This is a genomic window from Cupriavidus sp. USMAA2-4, assembly GCF_001854305.1.
GTDB lineage: Bacteria > Pseudomonadota > Gammaproteobacteria > Burkholderiales > Burkholderiaceae > Cupriavidus > Cupriavidus malaysiensis.
Genome location: NZ_CP017750.1, coordinates 1 through 18,202, shown reverse-complemented (window position 1 = coordinate 18,202; position 18,202 = coordinate 1). Strand labels below are relative to the sequence as shown.

Sequence of the window (18,202 nt, the reverse complement as noted above, 5' to 3'; positions counted from 1 at the left end):
AATTCAGAAGCTGTCGCAGCCGGTAAAAAGCGTCCCAATTGCAATCGCGTACCGCGAGTTTCCTTCCATGCCAGTACCCGGGTGATCATGCTTGTTCCCATTTTTTGCGCTACTTCGATACGGCGGCGCTGAACGAGAAGGCATCGAACACAGTCACGCTGTCCGCCTTCGTCCAGACGCCAACTGCGCCGGCGCCACTGATGTGCTCGTCCGTTACGTCAATCTGTCGTTTGCCGTCCAGGGAAACCTGGATATGACTCCCGGCGAATTCCACGCGCAATGTGTGCCAGACCCGGGCGGCGACTGGTGTTTCCTGATACTTGATCGTGTGCCTGCGTCCGCCGATCGTGTAATACAGAGAGACGTTGTTCTCCAATGCGTTTGCTCTCGCGACGTAGTACTGGTTACCGTCCTTCCAGCGCCAAACCACCCCACCGGCCTGATCATCCCGACCAGCGATCGGCTTGAACTTCACCTCGACATACCCGTCAGTAATAGAGGCGTCCTGCTTCACGCACCACGGAAAATCGCCGGAGCCAGACTGCTTGAGCACATTGGCCCCATTTGGCGCGGTCGGGTCGGCCTCAATGGTCCATTTCGGCTGGCCACGTCCGGTGACGCCAGCCAGCCACCCTGCGGGCAACGCCCCTTGCTTGTCTTGACTGAACATGACGGTCTCCCCCAATGTGGGCAGGGTCATCAGTAAAAGTAGTGGAGTGAGTAAGATCCGCTTCATCCGGCCCCCCGGTGCGTTCACGCAGGCATTTTTGGTGGCCACTGATGCGTTTCCGCCTGGCAACTCTGACACCATGCATACAGCGCGTCGTACATCACCATGCCGCGTTCAAGCATTTCATGGTCGTCGGTGAAGACGTGAGACAGCCCCAGTGAAATCGCATAGAGTCCGCTCGACTGCGGTGTCAGGTCCAACCGTGATGTATCCGCGCCGCGCACAATGCCGGCCAGTTGCTGCAGGGCCGGATCACCGCCGAGCTTGTACCTATCAAGAAACGCATCGAAGCTGCAAAGCTCGCCCACATGCGTCAGCTCAACACCAGGGATGTCATAAGGAATGGCACCGGATTCGTTGGCGATGCGCACGACGTCTGCGGCCGGCACGTACAGGAAGTCCGGCGTCTCGTCGATGAAGCGTGCGATCAGCCACGGGCAGGCGATGCGATCGATCTTGGGGCGTTCACGCGTGATCCATTTCATGGCGCAGTCCGTGGTTTGCTAACCGTGGGATGACTACCGGCGGCCCATTCTTCGAGACCGCCGACCAGATACGACGCATCAAAGCCAGCGGCTTCCAGCAGCGCTGCGCAGTCTTGGCCAACTTGGTGGCCGCGAACGCAATAGACGATGACCGGGCGGTTTGCGTCGAGAGTGGAAATCCAGTGGCCAAGGTCATCGGGGTTGCGCCAGATGGCCCCCGTGATAATTTGGTCACTCGCATCGAACGCTGCCTTGCGTCTGACGTCGATCAATTGCGGTGAGTCGAGGGCTTGCAAAGCCGCGGCGAGTTCACGGGAGGTGGTAGCATTCGGCATGGGCAATCCTGCGTCGGTTATTGCTGAGCTGTGGCAGCAAAGCGGGTTGCCACGCGTTGCCAACTGATGTTCGGCAGGAACGCATCGACATACGCGGCCGCCTTGGCGCCGTAATCCATGTGGTAGGAGTGCTCATACATGTCGAGCGCCAGGATGGGTGTGGCGCCTGCGAGCGTATGGGCGTGATCCGACGCCCACTGGTTGACGAGCCGCCCGTCGCGCGGCGAATAGGTGAGCAACACCCAGCCCGAGCCACCGCCAAGCGCCTTGCCCATTGCCGTGAATTCGGCCTGCCAGCGCGAGACCGAGCCAAAATCGCGCTCGATAGCGGCTTTCAGGTTGCCTTCCAGCGGCCCGCCATCGCCAAGGCTGTCGAAGTACACCTCGTGCAAGATCATCGAATTCGTGGCGATGAGTTCCTCACGTTTCAGCCCATTGAGTACGAACACAGGTGCGGTCGCGACATCCAATGCGACAAGCTCCGCCGTAATGGCATTCAGTCGCTTGACTGCGCCACCGTAGTTGTTCTCGTAGTGGCTGAAGATTAGTTTCTCGGACAGGCCTGGCAACCCCGCCGGATCGCATGAGAGCGGCTTCATCTGGTAAGTCATCGTGTCTCCTGTGGCGATTCAGTGGTGCAGCAGCGGATAGGCGAGCAGGCCGATCGCGGCGGCACCTGCAACAATCATGGGCTCGGACAGTTTCTTGAACTTCAGCAGCAGTGCAACGGTGACCAGTGCCAGCAACACCGTGGGGATATCGATGATCGAGCGCTTGGCCAGCACGATGACCGCGCCCGTGATCGCGCCGATGGCGGCTGCCGTGACACCATCCACGAACGCCAGGATGGCGGGCAGCTTCCCGTATTTCTTGAAGTACGGTGCCGGTAGGATCGTGAACAGGTAGCAGGGCAGGAACGTTGCCGCCGCTGCCATGCAGGCCCCCGGCAGTCCTGCGACCAGATAGCCGATGAAGCCGACGGTGATGACTACCGGGCCAGGCGTAATCATGGCCACGGCCACGGCGTCCACAAACTGCTTGTCGTTCAACCAGTGGTGTTCGGTCACCACGCCGCCATACAGGAACGGCACGATGGCGAGCCCCGAGCCGAAGACGAACGCACCGGCCTTGGCGAAGAACACACCGATCTGCGAGAGCAGTGGCCAGTCCACGGTACTTAGCAGACCACTTGCCGCCGGCAACGGTGCTGCCGCCATCGCATTGAGCTTGCCTTGGCGGAACCATTTGGGCGGTGCACGCCAGAACCAGACCAGAACGCCAGCCGCCAGAAATAGCCAAGCCACCTCCGATTCGGTGATGACCGTCACTGCTGCGAGCACCAGGTAGATGCACCACAGCAGTTTGTCCTTACCAACACTCTTCTTGGTCAGCTTGTAGGCACTGATCGCAATGATGCCGATGACGGCGGCACCCACCCCGTAGAACACGGACTGCATCCACGTCAGTCCACCGAAGCGCGTGTATGCCCAGCCGAGTGCCAACACCATCAGGAAAGAGGGCAACACAAAGGCGATGCCGACGAGCGTCGCGCCCAGGATGCGGTAATGCACATAGCCAAGGTAGATCGCCAGTTGGGCCGCCATGGGCCCTGGCGCCAGTTGTGCCAGCGCGATGCCTTCCTTGTAGTCGGCGTCGGTGATCCACTGGCGCGCGTCCACCAGATCACGGTGCATGTAGCCGGCCAGGGCCACCGGGCCACCAAAGCCGAAGGTGCCGAGTCGCAGGAAGTAAAGCACCAGTTGCCGTAGCGTGTAGCCGGGGCGCTTATGGGTTGACTGGTCCGATGCGGTATCGGCTGGTTGGGGCGAGTTCATCGTTAGTCTTGAGGTGTGAAATTGATTGGCGAATTTGGATTAGCGCTTGCGGCTACTGGAGAAGTGCAGATGGAGCGAATCGAGGACATGGCTCATCTCGTCCAGCAGGGCATCATCGTCGGACAGCCGCTCACGGGCACCGGTCAGCACGGCTTCAAAGCCGCTCGCTTCCGCGACGGGCATGCCGCCGATGTCGAGTACATGAATCATCTGGCCAAGGCGCGCCAGCCCCTTGTCCTCGTCGAGCCCAAAGCTGGCGAGCAACACTTCAAAGGAAACGCGGTCGCCGATATGCGTGAACGTCGCGCCATCGAAGTCGAATCCCAACGCGTCGTCCGGGCATTCGTGCATGTCGGCGAGCCAGAGGAAGGTGGCGTGGGGATCGATGAAGCGCCGGATCAGCCAGGCACAGGCGACGCGGTCCACCCAGAGGTGCCGGCGTGTCGCCCAGTGCCGCCCCTGATACTGGGTGGGATCACGTCGTGGGATGCTGCCGGCTACCCCATGTGGTTCGCCCGGCGACAGGAGAATGTCAACGGCCGCGTTGAAGTCGCGCCATTGCGCTTCGGCCCGGGCCGAAGCGTCGTTGGGGAAGAAGTCGATATGGCGAATCGCGTCGAATCCCCGGCCGTGGCGGCGCACGAGGCGCAGCAATTCCGCTTCGTCCGTGTCGCCCAACGTTGCGCGCGCACCGGAGAGTTCGGCCGCCCAGGCCGCGTATTCGGCCGACCGGTCGAACAATGCGCGATACTCGGCATCCTCTCGCGCATCGTTCGTGTGGACCGAGAGGATCCAAACCTTGCCGTCTTCGCTGGTCGCGTCGGCAGCGAGCTTTTCGAGCTGGCCGCGCAATCCCGGCTGGTCGGGCAGAAGGTAAGCGCCGTCCCGCAACGACGCGCCGCCGAGCGACTTGATGCCGCGCCACAGTCGCATACGCGGGGTCGCAGCCGATGTCGGCAGGCTGACGATCAGCAGCAGCCAGGTGGCTTGGGGGCTGGATGGGAGAGGATTCATGCGCCAAGCGTAGCTGGCCGTAGTCGCCTCTTCAATGTTGTAGAGATCTCTACAATTCAAATATTCGATACGGATGCGAGGGTGTCTGCCGCTTAGCGCCGTATTAGCTAGGTCAACAGCTTGGAGATCAGCAATGGCTGACATCGACGAATGGCTAAATAGCGCCTCAAGGATCATACGAAAGGCGTCTTCCGAAACGGACATCGCGGAAATTCAGAGGCGGATCGCGGCAGAACCGACGCAAGAAGTCCTTGTCGCGCGCCACGATGTGTGGCGAGCCGTCCTCTGTGCCGCTGTGGCGGCGCTGGTGGCGTACGCGGCAATGGACCGAGTGGCCACGAGCCTGGTGGTCAGGACTGGACCGACCTGGGTGGCAACGCCGTCTGCCGCATCGCCGTTCGGCCTGCTGATCGGCGAATGATGACGCCGCGAACCCGACGCCTGTCCATTTCCACGCTGGTTGGCGCGCTAGTCGGCATTTCCGTGGCGATTGCAGGTGTCTATGTCACGCGTTCCTCGCATGAACGGCACACCGACTTGCATGAAATGCTGCACGAAGCCGTGCCGCTCGACGCCAACGAGCGCGAAATTCTCGAACTGAAAGAAGAGGCATTTGCCCAGCGCCGTCGGGAGATCGAGATGCGGTTGCGGGCGGCGAACGGAAAGCTGGCGAACGCCATCGCCAGAAATCCAAACTGGTCGCCCGAGGTCGAGGCCGCAACCCAGGAGGTCGAGCGCGCCGCCGGCGACCTGCAGCGCGCCACGCTGGTCCATGTGTTCGAGATGCGTGCCGGTCTCAAGCCCGAGCATCGGCCTGCCTACGACCGCGTCCTTGTCGATGCGCTTCGCCGTGGATCGCAGTGAATCCCGACGACGCGGACAAATTGCTCGCCCGCCAGGCGGCCGAAGGCAACCAGCGCGCGTTCGGTCAGCTTGTGGAACGGCATGGCATCGCGCTGGCTCAGGCTGCGCGCAGCTTTGGTATTCCCGAGACCGACGTTGACGACGTCGTACAGGACACCTTTGTCGCCGCATGGCACGCGCTGGATGATTTTGATCGAGACAGGCCGTTTCGCGCGTGGCTTTTCCGCATTGGACTCAACAAGATGCGGGACCTGTATCGCTTCCGGCGCGTCAGACAATTCCTTTTCGGCGCTGAGGACCTTGGCGACATGGAACTGGCCGGCGGGGTCGCACACGATGAGCCGGGCCCGGAACAGCACGTGGCAGCGCGCCGGGACCTGGCACGCGTAGTCAAGACCCTGGACAAGCTGGACAAGGGCTCGCGCGAAGCGATTGTATTGACGGCAATCGTGGGAATGTCCCAGCCGGAAGCAGCAGCCGTGCTTGGCATGAGCGTGAAAGCCATCGAGGGGCGCATTGCGCGTGCGCGGGCCAAACTTGCCGCCGTACTCGAGGCGGGCTCCCAAAAATAAAGACCCAATCCGACGAGGGGAAGCACCACCTGGATTCGTATAGAGAGGAATAGTAGTCAACCTTCTCTCTTCGATGAAACAGGTGATTTTTTCGTTGCTTTGCCGGCCTCGCTACCTCAGCGTGGCGTTGTGGTGCCTGCCTGCCGCATTGAGCCATGCCGCCGAGGCGCCTCCCTATCAGAACCTGTTGCAGCAGTCACTGGCACTTGCCCCGGCAATGGTCGCGCAGGCGGCCAATGTTCGCGCCGCCGGCGCCGACGCCGCTCAGTCCCGTGCCTGGCTCAACCCGCGGATCGATACCGTGCTGGAGAACTTGGGCGCCCCGGCAAGCGAAGGCGTAAGCCAGCGCCAGAATACCTATTCGATCACGCAGCCTTTTGAAATTGGGGGCAAGCGGGGCGCGCGCATCGAGGTCGGAGAACGCAACTTCGCCGCAGCACAGGCGCGAGAGCGGCAGGCTCAGGTGGCCTATGCCGCGGAACTCGCTGTGGTCTACGCAACCGCAGAAGCGATGCTGGGGCGCCAGGCGCTGGCGACCGAAAATCTGGCACGCGCCAATGAGGAGCTGGCGGCGGCGCGTGCCCTCGTCGATTCCGGGAAAGAGGCCAGTTTGCGCAGCGCGCAGGCAAGAGCCAGTGTGTCGGCGGCGCAGGCTGCCGAGGCGGCAGCCACCAACGACGCCACGCAAGCATTGGCAAGGTTGTCCGCGCTGTCTGGCGCCTCGGAGCCCTATACGGCGGTCACGAGTTCCTTGCTGACGGCCCAGCCGGCCATCCTGAATGCTCCCACCGCGCTTGGCGAGTCCCCCTCGGTGCGCGCTGCCGAAGCCGAACGCAATGCATTGGACGCCCAGGTGGACGTCGAAAGAAAGCGCTGGATCCCCGATGTCGGCGTCAGCGCGGGGGTACGCCGCTATGGCTGGACCAATGCCAGTGGCTACGTGGTGGGCGTGACGGCTTCCCTTCCGTTGTTTGACCAGAACCGCAATGGCATCAACGCTGCCGTCGAACGCGTCGCGGCTGCGCAGGCGCGGCTCGACAGCATTCGGCTTGAGGCGAATGCCGTACGCCAGTCCGCCATCTCCCAAGTGGCCACGACGGAAAAGCAACTCGCCGCGGCTAGCGAGGGAGAACAGGCGGCTACGGAAGCCTATCGCATGGGGCGCATTGGTTATGAATCAGGCAAGACGCCGCTGATGGAACTGCTGGTCGTGCGACGTGCACTGATCGAAGCCCGGCAACTGACGATTGACGCGCGCCTGGCGCGCGTGCGCGCCTTGGCGGCGCTGGCTCAGGCAGACGGCCGTCTGGCATTTGAGGAATCACGATGATGAAGAACGAGCGTCGGTCTGTGAACTGGCCAATGGTAGCTGGGGTGGCCGCAGTGGCGGCGGCGGTGGGTTTCGGCGCGGCGAGACTGTCTGGGCCGGAGAAGTTGCCCGCATCGTCACAGGCTGCAGAAGCGAAGAAGCCGGGAGTCACGGCGGAAAAAGCTGGCCCACAAGAGGTCAAAATTCCGGCCGCCTACCTTGCGGCCGCCAACATCGCGGTGGAGCCGGTAGCGAGCGCAGCAGTCGGCGCGGAAATCCTGGCGCCGGCCACGGTGGCAGCAGTGCTCGGCAGCGAGGCGGTTATCGTGTCGCGCGCCGCCGGCGCCGTGCAGCGTATTCAGCGCCGGCTTGGCGATTCCGTGCGGGCGGGTGATGTGCTGGCCGTGGTCGATAGCCCCGATGCAGCCGCCATGGCTGCCGAGCGCAAGGTCGCGCAGGCGAAGGCCGATCTCGCGCGCAAGACCTACGAGCGCGAGGCAAGCTTATTCCAGCAGGGCGTCACGCCCCGTCAGGAAATGGAAGCAGCGAAATCCGCGCTCGAAGTTGCGCAGGCCGAAGCGCAGCGCGCTGCCACGGTGGCCCAGTCCGCGCATCTGGCCAGCGACGGGCGCTCGGTGGCCGTCGTCAGCCCGATTGCGGGCAAGATCACGGCCCAGTCCGTCACGCTGGGCGCTTTCGTGGCCCCCCAGGCGGAACTCTTCCGCGTGGCCGGCACCGGTGCCGTGCAGGTGGAGGCCGCCGTGACCGCCGCCGATACGAACCGCATTGCCACCGGTAGCGACGCCACCATTGTGCTGGCCAACGGCTCGCCGCTGCCGGCGCGCGTGCAGGCGGTCACGCCGACTGTGACAGGTAGCGCGCGTGCCGCGACGGTGGTCGTGGTGCCGGCGCAGCCGACTGATCGGCTCGTGGTGGGCGAAGGCGTCCAGGTGCGCCTGCGCACGGCGGCGAGCGATGCCGCTTCCCTTTCTGTGCCGGAAGACGCGGTGCAGAACCTCGACGGCCGCGACGTCCTCTTCGTCCGCACGCAGGAAGGCTTCCGTCCACGTCCCGTGCTGGTGGGTACCCGTAGCGGTGGTTCGGCGCAAATCCTCTCCGGTGTACAGCCCGGCGAACAGGTGGCCACCCGCAATGCCTTCCTGGTCAAGGCGGAAATGAACAAGGGCGGCGGGGACGAGGAATGATCGAGCGTATCCTCAGCGGCTCGGTCCGCTATCGCTGGCTGGTTCTGTTCCTCACGGCAATCGTCGCGATCATTGGCGCCTGGCAACTCAACCTGCTGCCGATCGATGTCACGCCTGACATCACGAACAAGCAGGTCCAGATCAACACCGTGGTGCCGACGATGAGCCCGGTGGAAGTGGAAAAGCGCGTCACGTATCCGATCGAGACGGCTATTTCCGGTCTGAACGGTGTCGAGAGCACGCGCTCGATGTCGCGTAACGGCTTCAGCCAGGTGACCGTGATCTTCAAAGAGAGCGCGAACCTGTACTTCATGCGCCAGCAGGTAACCGAACGGCTGGCCCAGGCGCGTCCGAACCTGCCGGGAAATGTCGAGCCGCAGATGGGACCGGTATCGACGGGGCTGGGTGAGGTCTTTCACTACAGCGTCGAGTACCAGTATCCGGACGGCACCGGCGCCCCCATCAAGGACAGCGAGCCGGGCTGGCAGAGCGACGGCAGCTTTCTGACCGAGCGTGGCGAGCGTCTCGATGATCGCGTCTCAAGGCTCGCCTATCTGCGCACGGTGCAGGATTGGATCATCCGGCCGCAGTTGCGCACGACGCCTGGCGTGGCCGACGTCGATTCACTCGGCGGTTACGTCAAGCAGTTTGTCGTCGAGCCTGACACCGCCAAATTGGCAGCCTACGGCATTTCCTATGGCGAGCTTGCGCAGGCACTTGAGGATGCCAATCTGTCAGTCGGCGCGAACTTTATCCGGCGCTCCGGAGAGTCATACCTGGTGCGCGCCGATGCCCGGATCAAATCGGCCGACGAAATATCCCGGGCTGTGATTGCCCAACGACAGGGTGTGCCGATCACGGTGGGACACGTCGCAGCGGTCAAGATTGGCGGAGAACTGCGGTCCGGTGCCGCCAGCCGCAATGGCAACGAAACCGTGGTGGGCAGCGCGCTGATGCTCGTTGGGGCCAACAGCCGCACCGTGGCGCAAGCCGTGGGCGACAAACTGGACCAGATCTCGAAGACGCTGCCGCCAGGCGTGCTGATCGTTCCTACTCTCAATCGCTCCCAACTGGTGATTGCGACCATCGAAACGGTGGCGAAGAACCTGGTGGAAGGAGCGCTGCTGGTGGTGGCAATCCTGTTCGCCCTGCTGGGCAACTGGCGTGCGGCGGCCATTGCCGCCCTGGTCATTCCGCTGTCCATGCTGGTCAGCGCGATCGGCATGAATCAGCTCAATATTTCCGGCAACCTGATGAGCCTGGGGGCGTTGGACTTCGGCCTGATCATTGACGGGGCGGTCATCATCGTGGAGAACTCGCTCAGGAGGCTGGCTGAGCGGCAGCACCACGAGGGGCGTGTGCTGACACTCAATGAGCGGCTGGAAGAAGTTATCCAGTCCTCCCGCGAAATGGTCCGTCCGACGGTCTACGGCCAGCTCGTGATCTTCATGGTCTTCCTGCCATGCCTGACCTTCCAGGGAGTGGAAGGCAAGATGTTCTCCCCGATGGTGATTACGCTGATGCTGGCACTCGCGTCGGCCTTTGTGCTGTCGCTGACCTTCGTGCCCGCCATGGTGGCAGTGCTGCTGCGCAAGAAGGTGGCTGAGAAGGAGGTGCGCATCATCGCGGCAACCAAGCAGCGCTACCGGCCGTGGCTTGAGCTTGCCGTGGCGCGCCCAATGCCGTTCATTGGCACCGGTGTTGCGACGCTGGCGATCGCGGCGGCGGCCTTCACGTTTGTCGGACGCGAATTCATGCCGACGCTCGACGAGCAGAACTTGAACCTGTCGTCGGTGCGTATTCCGTCGACGTCGATCGACCAGTCGGTCGCCATCGATCTGCCACTTGAACGCGCTGTGCTGTCGCTGCCGGAAGTCCAAACGGTGTATTCGAAGGCGGGCACGGCCAGCCTGGCGGCCGACCCGATGCCGCCGAACGCTTCGGACAACTACATCATCCTGAAACCGAAGGACGAGTGGCCGGAGGGGGTCACGAGCAAGGAACAGGTTATCGAGCGCATTCGCGAGAAGACCGCGCCGATGGTCGGCAATAACTATGATGTGACGCAGCCGATCGAGATGCGGTTCAACGAACTGATCGGCGGCGTGCGTAGCGACGTCGCCGTGAAGGTCTATGGCGAAAACCTGGACGAACTGGCGGCCACGGCTCAGCGCATCGCGGGCGTGCTGAGAAAAACCCCGGGAGCCACCGACGTTCGCGTGCCACTAACCAGCGGTTTCCCGACCTTCGACATCGTCTTCGATCGCGCCGCAATCGCCCGCTATGGCCTGACGGTCAAGGAAGTGGCTGATACGGTGTCCGCGGCTATGGCGGGTCGGCAATCCGGGCAGATCTTCGATGGCGATCGCCGTTTCGACATCGTGGTTCGCCTGCCGGGCGAGCAGCGTGGGAACCTCGACGTCCTCGGCGCGCTTCCGGTCATGCTGCCAGCGGTTGACGGTCAGCCTCGTGCCTCGGTACCGCTACGCCAACTCGTGCAGTTCCGGTTCACGCAGGGTCTCAATGAAGTCAGCCGCGACAATGGCAAGCGTCGTGTGTACGTGGAAACCAATGTGGGCAGCCGCGATCTGGGCAGCTTCGTGGACGATGCCGCGGATCGCATCGCCAAGGAAGTCAAGCTACCGCCAGGCATGTATATCGAGTGGGGCGGCCAATTCCAGAATCTGCAGGCGGCAACCAAGCGCCTGGCCATCATCGTACCGCTGTGCTTCATCCTGATCGCCGCGACACTGTACATGGCGATCGGCAGCGCCGCACTGACGGCGACCGTACTGACGGCAGTGCCCCTGGCGCTGGCTGGCGGCGTGTTCGCACTGCTCCTGCGCGGCATCCCGTTCTCGATCTCGGCGGCCGTCGGTTTCATTGCGGTGTCGGGTGTGGCTGTGCTGAACGGACTGGTACTGATTTCAGCTATCCGGAAGCGGCTTGAAGATGGCATGACACCGCACAGTGCGGTGATCGACGGTGCCATGGAACGGGTCCGGCCGGTGCTGATGACTGCCGCAGTGGCATCGCTCGGTTTTGTTCCGATGGCCATTGCCACCGGCACCGGTGCGGAAGTCCAGAAGCCGCTGGCCACCGTCGTCATCGGTGGACTCATCACCGCAACCGTGCTGACATTGTTTGTGCTGCCGGCACTTTGCGGCATGGTGCTGAAGCGCCGGGCCGCCGGCCGGCCGGAAGCGCAAGCCGTGCTAGAAATGTGAGTTCGCGAGTCCACTTTAGCCCCATCCCCTGATCCGCCATGTCCATTCGTACCGCATCTCCGGCATTACTGGCCGCTCTGCTATTCGGTGCAAGCACGCCGCTGGCCAAGGCGCTGACCGGTTCAGTTGCCCCGCTCTTGCTGGCCGGGCTGCTATATCTGGGCAGCGGCTTCGGCTTGGCCCTTGTGCTCGCGATCCGAAGAATCTGGGCGAAGCCTGATCCGGGAAATGATCATGGTGGCATTCCGCGAGCAGAGGTGCCGTGGCTAATTGGCGCAATCCTTGCGGGCGGCGTGGCGGGGCCAGCGTTGCTAATGACTGGCCTCGTCTCGACCAACGCCGCGTCGGCATCCCTGCTGCTGAACGTGGAGGGTGTGTTCACGGCCGTCATCGCCTGGGTGGTGTTCAAGGAGAACGCCGACCGACAGATTGTTCTGGGGATGATCGCGATCGTGGCCGGCGGCTTGCTGCTTTCCTGGCAGCCGGGCAGCCTGCAGATGTCGACTGGCGCGCTGCTTATCGTCGGCGCTTGCCTGTGCTGGGCGGTTGACAACAACCTGACCCGCAAGGTCTCCAGCAATGACGCGCTACTCGTCGCCTGCCTGAAGGGTGTTGTCGCTGGACTATGCAACACGACGCTCGCCCTGATGCATGGGGCTGTGTTTCCACCGCTCAGTACCGCGACAGGTGCGCTGGTCGTCGGATTCGCCGGATACGGTGTGAGTCTCGCCTTGTTTGTGGTGGCGCTGCGTCTGTTGGGCACTGCGCGAACCGGTGCGTATTTCTCGGTCGCACCATTGTTTGGAGTCCTGATCTCATTTGTGATCTGGCCTGAAGTGCCAGGCTTGGCTTTCTGGCTTGCCGCGGCGCTGATGGCATTGGGCGTGTGGTTGCACCTGCGCGAGCGGCACGAGCACGAGCATACCCATGAGCCACTGGCGCACAGCCACTCGCATCGACACGACGAGCATCATCAGCATGAGCACGACTTCCCATGGGATGGCAAGGAGCCCCACAGACACTGGCACGCGCACGAGGTGATGGTACACAAGCATCCGCATTATCCGGACGTGCATCATCGTCATTCGCATTAGCGTGGCACTGCCTCCGCACTGTTGAAAATCGCTTGAGGGTCCTCCGACCACTTTCTCTACCTTGAGCTAAAGGAAGCTCAAGTTTCGGTAGTGCAAGACGAGGAGGCTTTCTCAGTACAGATTCCATGGTGCGTTCCTCATGAACCTGTCGCGCGCTGCCCGTGTGCGGCGTCCAGCAACATCTCCTGATACAGATGGAGCGGGAAACGCAGCGTGCCCCGGAAGTTGATATGTCCGAAGTGCGCTGGCCCCATTCTCCGTAGCCAGTCATCATCGATCCTCTGCCCCTTCTGGCGCCAGGCATCCACTGTCACCTGCATGCGCTGCGTGTTCCACGCAATCACCAGATTGGTGAGCAGGGTCAGTGAGCCCGAGATCGCGATCATCTCGTCACGCCGACGGCCCCGTTCTGGCGCGACCTTGCCGGTGTAGACCGCACGCTGGAGCTGATGGACTGACTCTCCGCGATTGAGCAGGGTATGCAACTCCCGCCGGAATTCTGGATTGCCAAAATAGTCGCATAGGAACAGCGTCCGCAGCAGCTTGCCGAGCTGATCGGCGGCACGATAGACGGCATCACCCTGTGCGGCACTGCCGAAGCGCTGAAGGGCAACCACGGCGCTGACGCGTCCGGACTTGATAGATGCCACCAGCCGCAGCAAGCCGTCCCAGCCATCACGAATAGCCTTGAGAGAGATTTCATGGCGACGACCGGTGTCAGCTTGTCCGGGCGGCCAATCGCCGCGGCAAGTAGAGCTTGCGCTCGGCCAGATTGCGCAGACGCGGGCACAGATCGAATCCAAGCAGCTCGCAACCGCCATGCCGACGCTCGTATATCCATGCGTGTCGACGGAAAGTCGAAGCAAGCCACCGTCGTCGCGCGTGTCATTGTGGCGCACGACGCCTTCGATCGCGACGCCAGCTTGTCGCTCGTTGAGCACGATCGGCTGGTTGTACACAATTCCGTGCTGGTCCAGCACGTGCGTATAGATTCCGACCGCGTGGGTGCGCCGCCGGGATCGGCGCGGGCATAGAAAAGGTGGGTGAGGTGTCGAGGCTCATGGAGTCGCTCGAGGCTCGTTGTCCGTCTCCCCATAGTTCGGTGATCGTGTGAGTCCGCTGGAACTCAATTACCCGATCATTGGCACGTGCCAGTCGGCCTGGCATCTCCAACGCGCGCATCAGTGTTGAAATGTGCGCCGCGTCCAGCTGGGGAATCATCGCTGCGACAGCCTTGGCATCGATCTCAGTGCCGTGTGCGATCAGCGCGCCGTACAACGCCACGAGTTCGTTCGCGTCACGCGCTCTTCGGGCCAGGAGGACTGCGCTGAAGCCGGTGCGGGCGTCCATCTCCATGATCAGATCCGCGAACTGGGCTGTACCGATGGCCTTGAAGAGCATGTCGCGTGTCTTGCGAGGCAGACCATCCGTGGGCAGCGCCTCCAATGCCGACAGGTGCAGCGTACCGTCTGAGCCGATCGTGACCCGGCCGGCCTCGCGCGCCTCATCCAAGGCCGCAAGATTCACCTTGAGGTGCTCCGACAGGCGGTCGATAAACGCATTGGCCGTCGATGGCAATGCCAGCGACGACAGATGTCGGTCGCGTTCGTTTTCCCATTGCGTCGATGGAATCAGCAGTTGATCCCGTTCCCGGAAAGATAGACTGTGATGAATCCACACGGAGCCACGTCGCAGGCCTTTGCGCAGGCCGGTGATTGCCGAGGCTTCCAACGCATGCAGTGCACGTTTGCGATCGTCATTCTCGATAAGGTCATGCCAACTGCCGCTGGCTGGCACCTCACTGCCGCGGGGTAGCTCACTCGCACCGCTATCGTGCAATTTGGTAACGAGCGCCAATTGGCGCAGGCTGGGTTCCGCTTCCCGGCCGGCAAAATCCAGTTCCCGCAGCGATGTGAGTAGAGCTCGGATCCGCTGATTGTCCTCAGTCAGTGTCTCGCGCACACTGGCTGCATGGCTCATGGCGGGCTTGCTAGGTAAATCCCCCAGCAGCTTGCCGATCTCCGCGAGCCGCTCCTCGGCCGAACGTTCGGCCTCGCCGACGAGCATCTTGATCGCTAGCAGGCGCTGGCGGTAATCCGCGGCAGAGCGGGCCTGCTTGGTCGTGGTCTTTTCGTAGGCCTGTCGGACCAGATCGGAGACCCGTCGCCCTGTCTGATAAAGCAGGGAGTCTGTCAATTCCAGTAAGGTCACTCGAAGGAAGAAAACCAGTTCCAGCGTGCGCGTCGACGCCTTCAGTTCTCTGATCTTAACGGGGCGGCGCGCCTCGATGCGCTTGGCCCAGGCCCGCTGCTTCTCCATAGGCACCGCGTCCAGTTGCCAGGTATGCGCTCCGAGTTCCTTCAGGAATCGTATTTTCTCGAGCGTTCGGCAATGGTTGTCGGGCTGTGACGTGCTGGCGGGGTCTTCAGCCACTCAAGAACGGTCACTCCCGACGTTTCGTGACGGGTCGACAGAACCGCGTCCGCACGCGCAAGTTGAGATTCCGGGATGGTAGCCTCGATCATGGCTACCACAGCTCGCTCGATTTCCGCCCAGATCGAGCGGCCGAGATCGCGCAACGCTCGCTCGGCCGGGATCAGGATCCGCCGCTCGTATAGCCAGGAGCGCGCGTGCTGTAGCAGGTCCTCGGCGTCAGAGATTCTTTTGCATCCTGGCGCATCCACGCCCCAAGCCCTGCCCAATGGTCTGGCCCAATCCGTGTCAGCCCGAGATAGTCGCAGGCCCAGACTTGGTGGTCATAGAGCGTCTTGTAGCGGTGATACATGGTCCGCAGCGACGCGATGGTTGGCGTCGGCACGCCAAGGCGCTCACCGATGTAACGCAGCAACTGACGCGGCAGGGTGCCGACATGGTCCAGCGTATGGCCGCTCGCCCGAAGAAAGACCAGCTGGATTGCCCGCGCCGGCGCGCCAGTCTCGTCGAAACCGCTCATTCACTTCCGCCATGTCGCTGTCGGTGAGCGCAAAGTACCGCTCCACGTCGAACTCCGACATTTGGCGGGCAAGCGGTCGATTCCCACATAGCGAAATTCCATGCCTGGCATTTCCCTACCTCCTTGCGGCGGCGCGGTGCGTGGGCAGCTATGTTACCGCGAGATCTCTCAGAGTCTGCCGACGGTCGCGGGAGTCGACCGACAAGCCCTGCCAGTAACGGCTTTCAGGGAAAGCGCCAGATTTAGCACGAAAGTACGATTACCCCGTCCGGCAGCGTTGCTGCGAGAGCGTGCAGCGTGGTCGAGCGGTGGCTGTACAGCACCCCTTCGGATTGCCGGTGGTACCGCTGGTGTAGCACATGCTGGAGGCAGAATTCCGTCGAACTCGGGCCAGTCGTAGGTGTCAGCTTGCCCGCGATCCAGGCTTCGTAGCTCACGAGGTCGGAATGCCGGTGTCCTGCGGCAGCTTGTCTGCGTCGGCCAGCGCCACCCACTTTTTCACCGTGGGGCACTTGGTATGCACGGCCTGCACCAGCGGCAGGAAGTTGGGTCGAAGGCCAGCACCTGGTCCTCGGCGTGGTTGATGATCCAGGCGATCTGTCGGGGTGCAGGCGCGGGTTGATGGTGTGCAGAACGCGGCCCGAGCCCGAGACGCCGTAGTAGAGCTCCAGGTGGCGGTAGCCATTCCAGGCCAGCGTGGCCACCCGCTCGGAGAACGCCAGCTTATCGGCGTCGAGCGCGTTGGCCACGCAGCGCGCGCGCCGTGCGACGTCGGCCCAGGTGCAGCGGTGGATGTCGCCCTCGACGCGGCGAGAGACGATTTCGGCTTCACCATGGTGGCGCTCGGCAAAGTCGATCAGGTTGGAAATCAAAAGCGGGACGATCTTGCATCAAACCGAGCATGAACACGCTCCTTGTGTGAAAAGAATGTCAATAAGCACCAGCACTCATCACCGCATCCCGCCAAGGATGTGGTGCGGCGCCAGAAAAACGTCTTGTCGCCTGCGTCCTCAGCTCGAGGGATTGCTGCTGCGTTCGATGTTCTGCGTCAGAAGTTCGACGAGGCGCTCCGGCATCGTGATGTGCGGGTTGTGCGTTGCATTCAGCTCGTGAAACGTCCAGCCCGGAATGGCCGCGGGCGCGTGCGGCAGAACTGCCGAAGCTGTCGTACAGACCGATCCGTGTGCAGTAGACATACGTGGCCGGGAGACGGCTCGCATGATCCCTCGCCGGAAGTGCGGACGTGAATTGTGTGCAAGGGCTGAGGCCCTCGTCGCGTCGCTGCGAGTCGAGATCACGCGTGGGCGTGTCCTCGGGCATGGGCGTGGGTGGAATCAACCACCCGAATCCCTTCTGCTGCGCGGCTTCCAGCACGCCCTGACTCTGTACCCGAGCAAGAGGTCGAGCGCACACTCACCGGGCTCCGGAAGCAGCGCGTCGACGTAAATCAGCCGCCGGATCCGATTGGCCACCCGCGCAGCAACGCCAGTCGCAACCATCCCGCCATAGCTGTGTCCAACGAGCACGACATCGGATAGATCTTCGTGTTCGATGACCTGAACGATGTCTTCGATGTGCGTGTTAAGGTCAATGCCAGGATTCAGCAAGTGCGCTCTCTCCCCAAGCCGGTACAGGTCGGCATGACGAAGCGGATGCCCTTGCCGAGGAAAAGCGAATGCATCCGCCACCACGCCCACCCGCCGGACCAAGCACCATGCACTCCCACGAAGACAGGCATGGCCGGCCTCAGCATCGGTAGGCGAGGAAACCGCCATCCAGAAGGACTTCGGCACCGGTGACGTAGGCGGCCGCATCCGATGCGAGAACAGAATGGCATTGGCAGCATCCTCTCTGCCTCCAGTGCCACCGAGCGGGCACGGTCTCGAAGAACTTCTCTCGCATGGCCGGATCCGCGGAGACCACGGACGTTCTCATTGGGGGGCAGCAGCCCCGGCACAATCGCATTGACGCGCACCCCCGATCTTGCGTACTCACCGGCTGCGCACCGGGTCATTCCCAGCACGCCCGCCTTGACCCCGGCATAGCCCATGTGAAGGCCCGGCAATCCGCAGTAGGCCGCAATCGACGACACCGTCACGATTGATCCGCCACCGGCCCGAACAATCGCTTTCGCCCCGTGCCGAATCGCCAGGAAGGTCCCACGAATGTGCACCGACGTCAGCCGGTCCATGTATTCAACATTTTCATGGTCCGGCACCATTCCGCTGATGCCGGCATTGCTGACAACGACATGCACGGCCCCGAAGTCCTTTTCCGCGGACGCTATCGCGTGCCTCCAGTCCGTCTCGCTCGACACATCGAGCTTGACAAAAGACGCGTCCCCGCCGTTTCATTGATGGCCTGCGTCACTGCGACGCCCTCTTCCTCCAATAAGTCCGCGAGCACGACGCGAGCACCCTCGGTGGCGAACATCCTCGCCGTCACTTCACCAATGCCACTGGCAGCGCCAGTCACAAAAACAGTCTTGTCCTTGAACCGCATGCTTGTCTCCAATGTTGATGCCACCCCGTCAGGGCAGCTATTTGTGCATGTCTGATATTGTACATATATATTAGCTG

General features: G+C 62.5%; 17 protein-coding genes and 2 pseudogenes. 7 read left to right on the top strand and 12 right to left on the bottom strand.

Translation table 11 applies throughout. The features are described 5' to 3' along the window. Positions 1-109: 109 nt before the first annotated feature. From BKK79_RS36240 to BKK79_RS36220, 6 genes are read right to left on the bottom strand one after another with little or no spacing between them, the layout of a single operon-like run. Positions 110-736, bottom strand: a complete 627-nt coding sequence (locus tag BKK79_RS36240) for a hypothetical protein (RefSeq protein WP_017515956.1) — start codon at positions 734-736, stop codon at positions 110-112. Between the two features lie 17 nt (positions 737-753). Further along, a complete protein-coding gene (locus tag BKK79_RS36235; protein ID WP_024570398.1) occupies positions 754-1,215 on the bottom strand; it encodes a chromate resistance protein ChrB domain-containing protein in 462 nt (153 codons plus the stop codon). Then, positions 1,212-1,550 carry a rhodanese family chromate resistance protein ChrE gene (gene chrE, locus BKK79_RS39720; protein WP_017515810.1) on the bottom strand — a complete coding sequence of 113 codons (339 nt, stop codon included), beginning with the start codon at positions 1,548-1,550 and terminating at the stop codon, positions 1,212-1,214. Before chrE ends, BKK79_RS36235 begins: the two co-directional genes overlap by 4 nt. 17 nt (positions 1,551-1,567) lie before the next feature. Then, positions 1,568-2,161, bottom strand: coding sequence for a superoxide dismutase (locus BKK79_RS36230; RefSeq protein WP_017515809.1), 594 nt, complete (start codon positions 2,159-2,161; stop codon positions 1,568-1,570). An 18-nt stretch (positions 2,162-2,179) separates the two neighbouring features. Continuing rightward, the gene (locus tag BKK79_RS36225; RefSeq protein WP_024570397.1) at positions 2,180-3,385 is read right to left on the bottom strand and encodes a chromate transporter; all 1,206 of its coding nucleotides are present in this window, start codon (positions 3,383-3,385) and stop codon (positions 2,180-2,182) included. A gap of 39 nt (positions 3,386-3,424) precedes the next feature. Next, a complete protein-coding gene (locus BKK79_RS36220; RefSeq protein ID WP_017514989.1) occupies positions 3,425-4,399 on the bottom strand; it encodes a chromate resistance protein ChrB domain-containing protein in 975 nt (324 codons plus the stop codon). A gap of 133 nt (positions 4,400-4,532) precedes the next feature. Here BKK79_RS36220 and BKK79_RS36215 point away from each other — a divergent pair, with 133 nt between their 5' ends. From BKK79_RS36215 to BKK79_RS36185, 7 genes are all read left to right on the top strand, one after another. After that, positions 4,533-4,820, top strand: coding sequence for a CnrY/NccY family anti-sigma factor (locus BKK79_RS36215; RefSeq protein WP_017514988.1), 288 nt, complete (start codon positions 4,533-4,535; stop codon positions 4,818-4,820). Beyond that, the gene (locus BKK79_RS36210; protein ID WP_024570396.1) at positions 4,817-5,263 is read left to right on the top strand and encodes a periplasmic heavy metal sensor; all 447 of its coding nucleotides are present in this window, start codon (positions 4,817-4,819) and stop codon (positions 5,261-5,263) included. The genes BKK79_RS36215 and BKK79_RS36210 overlap by 4 nt, the downstream gene beginning before the upstream one ends. Then, positions 5,260-5,835 carry an RNA polymerase sigma factor gene (locus tag BKK79_RS36205; protein ID WP_017514986.1) on the top strand — a complete coding sequence of 192 codons (576 nt, stop codon included), beginning with the start codon at positions 5,260-5,262 and terminating at the stop codon, positions 5,833-5,835. The genes BKK79_RS36210 and BKK79_RS36205 overlap by 4 nt, the downstream gene beginning before the upstream one ends. A 73-nt stretch (positions 5,836-5,908) precedes the next feature. Next, positions 5,909-7,165 carry a TolC family protein gene (locus tag BKK79_RS36200; protein WP_024570395.1) on the top strand — a complete coding sequence of 419 codons (1,257 nt, stop codon included), beginning with the start codon at positions 5,909-5,911 and terminating at the stop codon, positions 7,163-7,165. After that, positions 7,162-8,349, top strand: coding sequence for a CzcB/NccB family metal efflux transporter periplasmic adaptor subunit (gene czcB / locus BKK79_RS36195; RefSeq protein ID WP_024570394.1), 1,188 nt, complete (start codon positions 7,162-7,164; stop codon positions 8,347-8,349). Before BKK79_RS36200 ends, czcB begins: the two co-directional genes overlap by 4 nt. Beyond that, on the top strand, positions 8,346-11,576 hold the full coding sequence (locus BKK79_RS36190) for a CusA/CzcA family heavy metal efflux RND transporter (RefSeq protein ID WP_024570393.1): 3,231 nt from the start codon (positions 8,346-8,348) through the stop codon (positions 11,574-11,576). Before czcB ends, BKK79_RS36190 begins: the two co-directional genes overlap by 4 nt. A 38-nt stretch (positions 11,577-11,614) precedes the next feature. Further along, entirely contained in the window at positions 11,615-12,670 is a 1,056-nt protein-coding gene (locus BKK79_RS36185; protein WP_024570392.1) for a DMT family transporter, read from the top strand. Positions 12,671-12,807: 137 nt separating this feature from the next. Here BKK79_RS36185 and BKK79_RS41915 read toward each other — a convergent pair whose 3' ends face one another. The 6 genes and pseudogenes from BKK79_RS41915 to BKK79_RS39710 form a co-directional block, all read right to left on the bottom strand. After that, positions 12,808-13,629, bottom strand: a complete 822-nt coding sequence (locus BKK79_RS41915) for a transposase (RefSeq protein WP_250637831.1) — start codon at positions 13,627-13,629, stop codon at positions 12,808-12,810. After that, positions 13,556-15,103, bottom strand: a complete 1,548-nt coding sequence (locus BKK79_RS41820) for a Tn3 family transposase (protein WP_232346517.1) — start codon at positions 15,101-15,103, stop codon at positions 13,556-13,558. Before BKK79_RS41820 ends, BKK79_RS41915 begins: the two co-directional genes overlap by 74 nt. Before the next feature lie 163 nt (positions 15,104-15,266). Beyond that, positions 15,267-15,623 carry a DUF4158 domain-containing protein gene (locus BKK79_RS41815; protein ID WP_232346516.1) on the bottom strand — a complete coding sequence of 119 codons (357 nt, stop codon included), beginning with the start codon at positions 15,621-15,623 and terminating at the stop codon, positions 15,267-15,269. 266 nt (positions 15,624-15,889) lie between these two features. Then, positions 15,890-16,526: pseudogene (locus BKK79_RS41340) on the bottom strand (AMP-binding protein); the annotation flags it as partial. Between the two features lie 431 nt (positions 16,527-16,957). After that, a complete protein-coding gene (locus BKK79_RS39715) occupies positions 16,958-17,398 on the bottom strand; it encodes an alpha/beta fold hydrolase (RefSeq protein ID WP_232346515.1) in 441 nt (146 codons plus the stop codon). Continuing rightward, positions 17,370-18,056, bottom strand: a pseudogene (locus tag BKK79_RS39710) (SDR family NAD(P)-dependent oxidoreductase). Before BKK79_RS39710 ends, BKK79_RS39715 begins: the two are co-directional and overlap by 29 nt. Between the last annotated feature and the right edge of the window lie 146 nt (positions 18,057-18,202).

Coding starts and splice junctions, on each gene's coding strand:
- BKK79_RS36185 (WP_024570392.1), top strand. CDS start 11,615: ATGTCCATTCGTACCGCATCTCCGGCATTACTGGCCGCTCTGCTATTC.
- czcB (WP_024570394.1), top strand. CDS start 7,162: ATGATGAAGAACGAGCGTCGGTCTGTGAACTGGCCAATGGTAGCTGGG.
- BKK79_RS36220 (WP_017514989.1), bottom strand. CDS start 4,399: ATGAATCCTCTCCCATCCAGCCCCCAAGCCACCTGGCTGCTGCTGATC.
- BKK79_RS36230 (WP_017515809.1), bottom strand. CDS start 2,161: ATGACTTACCAGATGAAGCCGCTCTCATGCGATCCGGCGGGGTTGCCA.
- BKK79_RS36240 (WP_017515956.1), bottom strand. CDS start 736: ATGAAGCGGATCTTACTCACTCCACTACTTTTACTGATGACCCTGCCC.
- BKK79_RS36215 (WP_017514988.1), top strand. CDS start 4,533: ATGGCTGACATCGACGAATGGCTAAATAGCGCCTCAAGGATCATACGA.
- chrE (WP_017515810.1), bottom strand. CDS start 1,550: ATGCCGAATGCTACCACCTCCCGTGAACTCGCCGCGGCTTTGCAAGCC.
- BKK79_RS36210 (WP_024570396.1), top strand. CDS start 4,817: ATGATGACGCCGCGAACCCGACGCCTGTCCATTTCCACGCTGGTTGGC.
- BKK79_RS36225 (WP_024570397.1), bottom strand. CDS start 3,385: ATGAACTCGCCCCAACCAGCCGATACCGCATCGGACCAGTCAACCCAT.
- BKK79_RS41815 (WP_232346516.1), bottom strand. CDS start 15,623: ATGAGCGGTTTCGACGAGACTGGCGCGCCGGCGCGGGCAATCCAGCTG.
- BKK79_RS39715 (WP_232346515.1), bottom strand. CDS start 17,398: ATGGCGGTTTCCTCGCCTACCGATGCTGAGGCCGGCCATGCCTGTCTT.
- BKK79_RS36235 (WP_024570398.1), bottom strand. CDS start 1,215: ATGAAATGGATCACGCGTGAACGCCCCAAGATCGATCGCATCGCCTGC.
- BKK79_RS36200 (WP_024570395.1), top strand. CDS start 5,909: ATGAAACAGGTGATTTTTTCGTTGCTTTGCCGGCCTCGCTACCTCAGC.
- BKK79_RS36190 (WP_024570393.1), top strand. CDS start 8,346: ATGATCGAGCGTATCCTCAGCGGCTCGGTCCGCTATCGCTGGCTGGTT.